The 6,336-nt window shown below is 32.0% G+C and carries 7 protein-coding genes; 1 reads left to right on the top strand and 6 read right to left on the bottom strand.

Annotation, left to right across the window (positions count from 1 at the left end; translation table 11 throughout):
• Positions 1–161: 161 nt before the first annotated feature.
• Both ABI657_RS13850 and ABI657_RS13845 read right to left on the bottom strand, forming a co-directional pair.
• Positions 162–1,304 carry an acyl-CoA dehydrogenase family protein gene (locus tag ABI657_RS13850; protein WP_348097860.1) on the bottom strand — a complete coding sequence of 381 codons (1,143 nt, stop codon included), beginning with the start codon at positions 1,302–1,304 and terminating at the stop codon, positions 162–164.
• Between the two features lie 16 nt (positions 1,305–1,320).
• Entirely contained in the window at positions 1,321–2,208 is an 888-nt protein-coding gene (locus ABI657_RS13845) for a helix-hairpin-helix domain-containing protein (RefSeq protein ID WP_348097859.1), read from the bottom strand.
• A gap of 253 nt (positions 2,209–2,461) precedes the next feature.
• Here ABI657_RS13845 and ABI657_RS13840 point away from each other — a divergent pair, with 253 nt between their 5' ends.
• Entirely contained in the window at positions 2,462–4,099 is a 1,638-nt protein-coding gene (locus ABI657_RS13840) for an amino acid permease (protein WP_348097858.1), read from the top strand.
• Between the two features lie 75 nt (positions 4,100–4,174).
• Here ABI657_RS13840 and ABI657_RS13835 read toward each other — a convergent pair whose 3' ends face one another.
• From ABI657_RS13835 to ABI657_RS13820, 4 genes are all read right to left on the bottom strand, one after another.
• On the bottom strand, positions 4,175–4,402 hold the full coding sequence (locus ABI657_RS13835; protein ID WP_163410578.1) for a PspC domain-containing protein: 228 nt from the start codon (positions 4,400–4,402) through the stop codon (positions 4,175–4,177).
• Between the two features lie 40 nt (positions 4,403–4,442).
• Positions 4,443–5,171, bottom strand: a complete 729-nt coding sequence (locus tag ABI657_RS13830; RefSeq protein ID WP_348097857.1) for a DUF2851 family protein — start codon at positions 5,169–5,171, stop codon at positions 4,443–4,445.
• Positions 5,150–5,719, bottom strand: coding sequence for a DUF2851 family protein (locus ABI657_RS13825; protein ID WP_348097856.1), 570 nt, complete (start codon positions 5,717–5,719; stop codon positions 5,150–5,152). The genes ABI657_RS13830 and ABI657_RS13825 overlap by 22 nt, the downstream gene beginning before the upstream one ends.
• A gap of 76 nt (positions 5,720–5,795) precedes the next feature.
• A complete protein-coding gene (locus ABI657_RS13820; RefSeq protein ID WP_348097855.1) occupies positions 5,796–6,278 on the bottom strand; it encodes a 3'-5' exonuclease in 483 nt (160 codons plus the stop codon).
• Between the last annotated feature and the right edge of the window lie 58 nt (positions 6,279–6,336).

Raw genomic sequence — 6,336 nt, 5'->3', positions numbered from 1 at the left:
TTTAATGCTCTATCGATATTTTCTCCGTCTTTAATTGGTATAATTAACATAATATTGACACCTCCTCTCGTTAAGGGTGCAAAAGTAACTATTAATTATGAATTATACGTTATAAATTTTGAATTATTTAAACAGACACACAATAAAGAATTTCACCGCCATTATTCTTTTAATAAGTTCCTGGAAATTACCAATTTTTGAATTTCAGTAGTCCCTTCGCCAATAGTACATAATTTTGAATCGCGATAGAATTTTTCGACAGGATAATCTTTAGTATATCCGTAACCACCATGAATCTGAACCGCTTCATTAGCTACTTTTACACATACTTCCGAAGCATACATTTTAGCCATAGCTCCCATAGTTGTAACAGGTTTATGTTGCTGTTTTAAGAAAGCTGCTTTGTGTAATAACAATTCAGAAGCTTCGATTTCGGTAGCCATATCAGCTAACTTAAATGAAACGCCCTGAAAACTACTGATAGGCTGACCAAACTGATGTCTTTCTTTTGAATATTTTAATGCTGCTTCGTAAGCTCCTTTTGAGATTCCGAGAGATAAGGCTCCAATTGAGATTCTCCCTCCATCTAATATTTTCATAGCCTGAATGAATCCTTGTCCTACTTCACCTAATCTGTTTGCATCGGGAATTTTACAATTATCAAAAACCAATTCGGCCGTTTCACTGGCACGCATTCCTAATTTATTTTCTTTTTTTCCTGATGTAAAACCAGGCATTCCTTTTTCAAACACAAAAGCGGTCATTCCTTTAGAATCTCCTTTTTCTCCGGTACGAACAATTACTACTGCAACATCTCCGGAAATAGCATGTGTAATAAAGTTTTTAGCTCCGTTTACAATCCAAAAATCACCATCTTTAACTGCTGTGGTATTCATACCTCCTGCATCTGAACCTGTATTGTGCTCGGTTAATCCCCAGGCTCCAATATGTTCTGCAGTCGCTAATTTTGGCAGCCATTTTTTCTTTTGCTCTTCATTTCCAAAAGTTAAAATATGATTGGTACATAATGAATTATGAGCCGCAACAGATAGACCTATTGAGGGATCTACTTTTGAAATTTCTTCTACAACAGTTATATATTCATGATATCCTAAACCCGAACCCCCATATTCTTCAGGAACCAAAACCCCCATAAATCCCATTTCCCCTAATTCTTTAAAAAGGGCAACCGGAAAAATTTGGGCTTCATCCCACTCCATTATATTAGGTCTGATATTTTTTTCTGCAAAATCTTTTATTGATTGCGCAATCATAGATTGCGTTTCGTTATATTCAAAGTTCATTTTGTGCTGTTATTTTTTAGAACTCCAAATATAAGGCAATTATATTAGCTTTTTCAACAGGAAAGCCTTTAATTTTTGACAAATCCTCAATATTCTTGATATTTCCGTTCATGCTTCTGTAAGTTATAATTTGTTTTGCCAAAGTGTATCTGAAATAGGAAAAAAGAGCCAACTCTTTTAAACTTACATCGTTTATCTTAATTTTATTAATCTTAGGAGAATTCAAAACTTTAAAATGACTTTTTAATTCTGTTATTACTTCTGGTGATAGTCCCCAAACATCATTCATTTGTTCCATAGAAACAAATGCTTTTAGAATTTCTTTTTGTTTAATAATCCGAAGTGATAATGCTTCTCCTATTCCCTTTATTTTCATAAAATCTTCCTGACTTGCATCATTAATATCCATGATTGTAAATTTTTCTTTTTTAGAAAATGATTTTGAGGGGAATTCCTTGTTATAAGTTTTAAGCGCTTTTTTATTATTAACCCAATCCGGAAATTTAAACAACGGTGACATCGTGTTTAATAATGAATCGGAAACTTTGGTTATATTTTGAAATTCTTTAGCAGAACTGACATATTTGTTTTCTTTTCTGAAAGCCAGTAATCTGTCAATTTCTTTTAATGACATCCCTAATTTATACCCTTTATAATCTGAAATAAAATTTGGATTGAAGAGATAAATTTTTGGCTTACCAATATTTTCTATTTCTTTTAACGAATCAATCTCTAATTGCATGGATAGCCATTGTTGCTTTTCAATTGAGTCATTATAATCTGAATTAAAATCTAAAAAGAAATACATTAACTGTAGTAAGACAATAATAAAGAATAATATAACTACACCTGTACGCTGTTGATTTGTAAAATTGAAATATATTTTTAACGTTTTGAAATTCATAATTTGTATTAAATTGTTAGAAGCCATAAAATTATAAATAATTTACTACAAATAATAAATTCGCAACAGCAAAGTGGTTTAATTTAATTTCAAGATTTCATTAGTTTATGAATGTCTTTTACTCTCATAATTAAAGAAAATTGCTTTAAACTTAGATAAAATTTATTTTTTTATAACTTAAAACTTAATTATTGTTTTTATTTTTTACAAAAAACAATACATTTGAAGCTTAATAATAATAAAACCATTATATATGTCAATTTGGAAAAGAAAACCCTTAGACCAGCTCTTAGCAGAAGCCGCTGATTCTGAAAAAGGATTAAAGAAAACACTAACAGCACCTGGACTTGTTGCTCTGGGAATTGGAGCGATTATTGGAGCTGGATTATTTTCAATTACCGGACTTGCAGCTTCAATGAATGCAGGACCTGCAATAACTATTTCTTTTCTTGTAGCAGCATTTGGATGTGTATTTGCCGGTCTATGCTATGCCGAATTTTCATCTATGATACCTGTTGCAGGAAGTGCTTACACATATTCATTTGCAACAATGGGAGAGTTTATAGCATGGATAATTGGATGGGATTTGGTATTAGAATATGCAGTGGGTGCCGCAACAGTTTCCATAAGCTGGTCGCGGTATTTCGGGAAATTTCTAAGCGGATATGGTATACATATTAATGAAGCCTACATGCTTTCCCCTTTTGAAGGAGGAATAATCAACATTCCGGCAGTGATCATTGTAATGATAATGTCATTGATATTAATTCGAGGAACAAGAGAATCGGCTTTTATTAACGGAATTATAGTTTTATTAAAAGTTACTGTTGTGTTAGTTTTTATTGCTGTTGGATGGCAGTATATCAGACCTGAGAACTACACTCCATACATACCTGAAAATACTGGTAAATTTGGAGAATTTGGTTTCTCCGGAATAATAAGAGCTGCAGCAATCGTATTTTTTGCTTACATCGGTTTTGACGCGGTTTCTACTGCAGCACAAGAAGCTAAAAATCCGAAAAGGGATATGCCAATTGGAATTTTACTGTCATTGGCTATTTGTACTATCTTATATATCCTATTTGCTCACGTAATGACTGGTGTTGTTAACTATCAGGCATTTGCAGGAAAAGATGGTATTGCACCAGTAGCAATTGCAGTTGAATCTATGGGTCATGTGGGAGCAAACGGAATGATTACTCCTGCTTATCCATGGCTAAATAATGCTATTTTACTTGCTATTTTGGGTGGTTATGCTTCTGTTATCCTGGTTATGTTAATGGGACAAAGCAGAGTGTTTTTCTCTATGAGTAAAGATGGATTAATGCCAAAAGTGTTTTCTGAAGTACATTCAAAATTCAGGACTCCTGCAAAAAACAATTTATTATTTATGGTAATTGTCAGCCTTTTTGCAGCTTTTGTTCCTGCGAGAGTCGTAGGAGAAATGACTAGTATCGGTACTTTATTTGCTTTTATTCTGGTTTGTATCGGTGTATTGATTATGCGTAAAAAAATGCCGGATGCCCCAAGAGCTTTCAGAACTCCACTTGTACCTTTTGTTCCTATTGCGGGTGTACTAGTATGCTTGTTTATGATGGTCTTTTTACCTTTGGACACGTGGATCAGACTTATAGCATGGATGATGATTGGTTTTGACTTATACCTTTTCTACGGTATGAATAACAGTATTCTAAACAAAGGAACTTTTAGTTCAGGTAACTATAAAACTATTGCTTACGCAGGATTTGGAATGGTGGTTGCGTTGGTAGCTGTTGCCTATATTAACCATTTAGATACGAATGTTGATGGTAGTTTCCTTTATTATTTCTCATTAGCTTTTGCAGCAATACATGCTCTTATTTTTGCTTACAGCTATAACAAATCAAGATAATATATAATTAAAATAAGTAAAAAAGGTTATAAAGTCTAGCGATACTTTATAACCTTTTTTGTTTTTTAGCTCGATTTACAAATCAAAAACTGAAGTACGCTTGGCTCGAATCAGATCTTTTAATCTAATCCAGAACGCCAAAGTCAGGTAAACTCCAAAACCTAATCCAGCAGTAACAAAGGAAATATAAATAAAAAACAATCGAACACTAGTTACTCGCATTCCAAGCTTATCAGCTAATCGTGATGATACATGGAAACCGTATTTTTCAAAAAAGAATTTTAGTTTTAAAATTAGTGACATATTAGATTAATTATTAGCAAAAATACAAAATTTTAACTGGTTACCTGCATTTTAACAACTCCATTCCAACTGCACATTTCATACATCCGTTAACATCACAATATTGATTTTTAAGCTGCAATAAAGATTGTGTTTCAAAAGCATTCTCAGAAGAGATTCCAAACGATTTAAATTTTTCTATAATTGAGTTTTTTTCAGGAGAAATGCTGTCTAAAATTGAAATTAAATCTTCTGCTATTGATTCATTTATTGTTTTGGCATAAGCAAATTGTAAAGGAACTATTGTATTAATCACTAATAAGTCTATAAATGAATCAGACAATGATTTTTTCTTCTTTGAACTCTCTTTGTCAAATTGATAATGGTTTTGCCAGTATAAACTGGCCGAAACATTAAATACTTTATAAATAGTATCAATAGACTTTAGTTCAATAATTTTAGAAAACAAGTTTTGATGCTGATGATATAAACCTGCTAATTGAGAAAGACGAATAGTAGGGAAATTATCCGGACGATGTTTAAAAAACTGAACCGGTTCCGTATACACTTTTTCTAATTGGTATTTATGCAAAAGATAAAAATATCTGAACTTCAAATCTTTAAAATATACATCTTCCCTGTCAGAATCTAACAAGCCTGCCATTCCGAAAAATAAGGCTTCCAGATTTTCCAATTCAAAACTTTCTTTTCGGATAATTGAAAACGGAATTGCTTTTGCTAATTGCAAAAAAGAATTTCCATTGGTATTTAAACCAAAATTCTTAGCCAATAAACAAAACAAAACAAAACAGCTTCCCAGTCCTGATTGGTTTCTTTTAACAGATCAAAAATAGATTGTGATTTTCTTTCTAAACGTTCAAAAAACAGACGCTCCTGCCAATTTTTAAAAATAAAACTCTGTATTTGGGAAATTTGCTTTTCACAATAAATCCACGACTTTGGTGATTTCAGGTTATTGTAATTTAAAATTACTTCAGAAGACACATAATTTTTTAGAACCAAAACCGGTATTTCTACATTATTTTGTCTGTAAATATCAACATCATATTCCCAAACAACATGCAAAATGACATTTTCATAAGCGGGATCTTTTTCATGGACATGCAAATACCAATCTGAAGATTTTAAATGTATTTCGACATTTCCTGCCCACTTTTGATCACCAATTTTTATTTGTGCATTGAAAAAATCAGGTCCTGCAAGTTCTAAATAATCACCCGTATTAATAATCGTAATTTCTTCCTGATTTACAGTTTTTAAATTCAGCGTATCAAACTTCTTGAACTTCCAGAGGTAATGAAGAAAATCTTCTTTCATTTATTAGAATATTATATTGTTACAATATTCTAAAAGTAATAAAAAATAGTATTAATATTACAAATTGAAATCGATATTAACGCATTAAGTATAATTTTGCGCAGGCTCTGGCATCAGATAATGCTTCGTGATGATTAAGCTGAATTTTCATTTCCCGACAGCAATCACTTAATTTTGTTGGCTTTAATCCTTTTGACTTATAGATTTTTACAGTACATTCCCAACGAGGGGCAATATTCAAATTTTCATAATTTAAGCCATGAAGCATCATTGATTTTGTCAAAACATTACGATCAAAGCTTTCATTATGTGCTACAACAACTCTGTTTATTAATCGTTTTTCTATTTCGGGAAAAACCTGTAGAAATGATTTGGCATTTGCAGTATCGCGAGGATATATTCCGTGAACCTGAATGGTGTAAGGATTATATTCATTGTTAGGCGGTTTAATCAAGGTCACAAACTCATCAACAATAATCCCATTTTCAACAGTAACAATTCCAACAGAGCAAGGATGATAGGCAGTTGCCGTTTCGAAATCTATAGCAGTAAACGTCATTCTTTAATTTTTTAAAGAAGCAAATTTAACGTTTTAAACTGCTATTATCGGAAATCCA

Origin of the sequence: Flavobacterium sp. (assembly GCF_039930565.1) — a bacterium.
Lineage (GTDB): Bacteria > Bacteroidota > Bacteroidia > Flavobacteriales > Flavobacteriaceae > Flavobacterium.
This window is presented reverse-complemented; position numbering and strand designations above follow the sequence as displayed.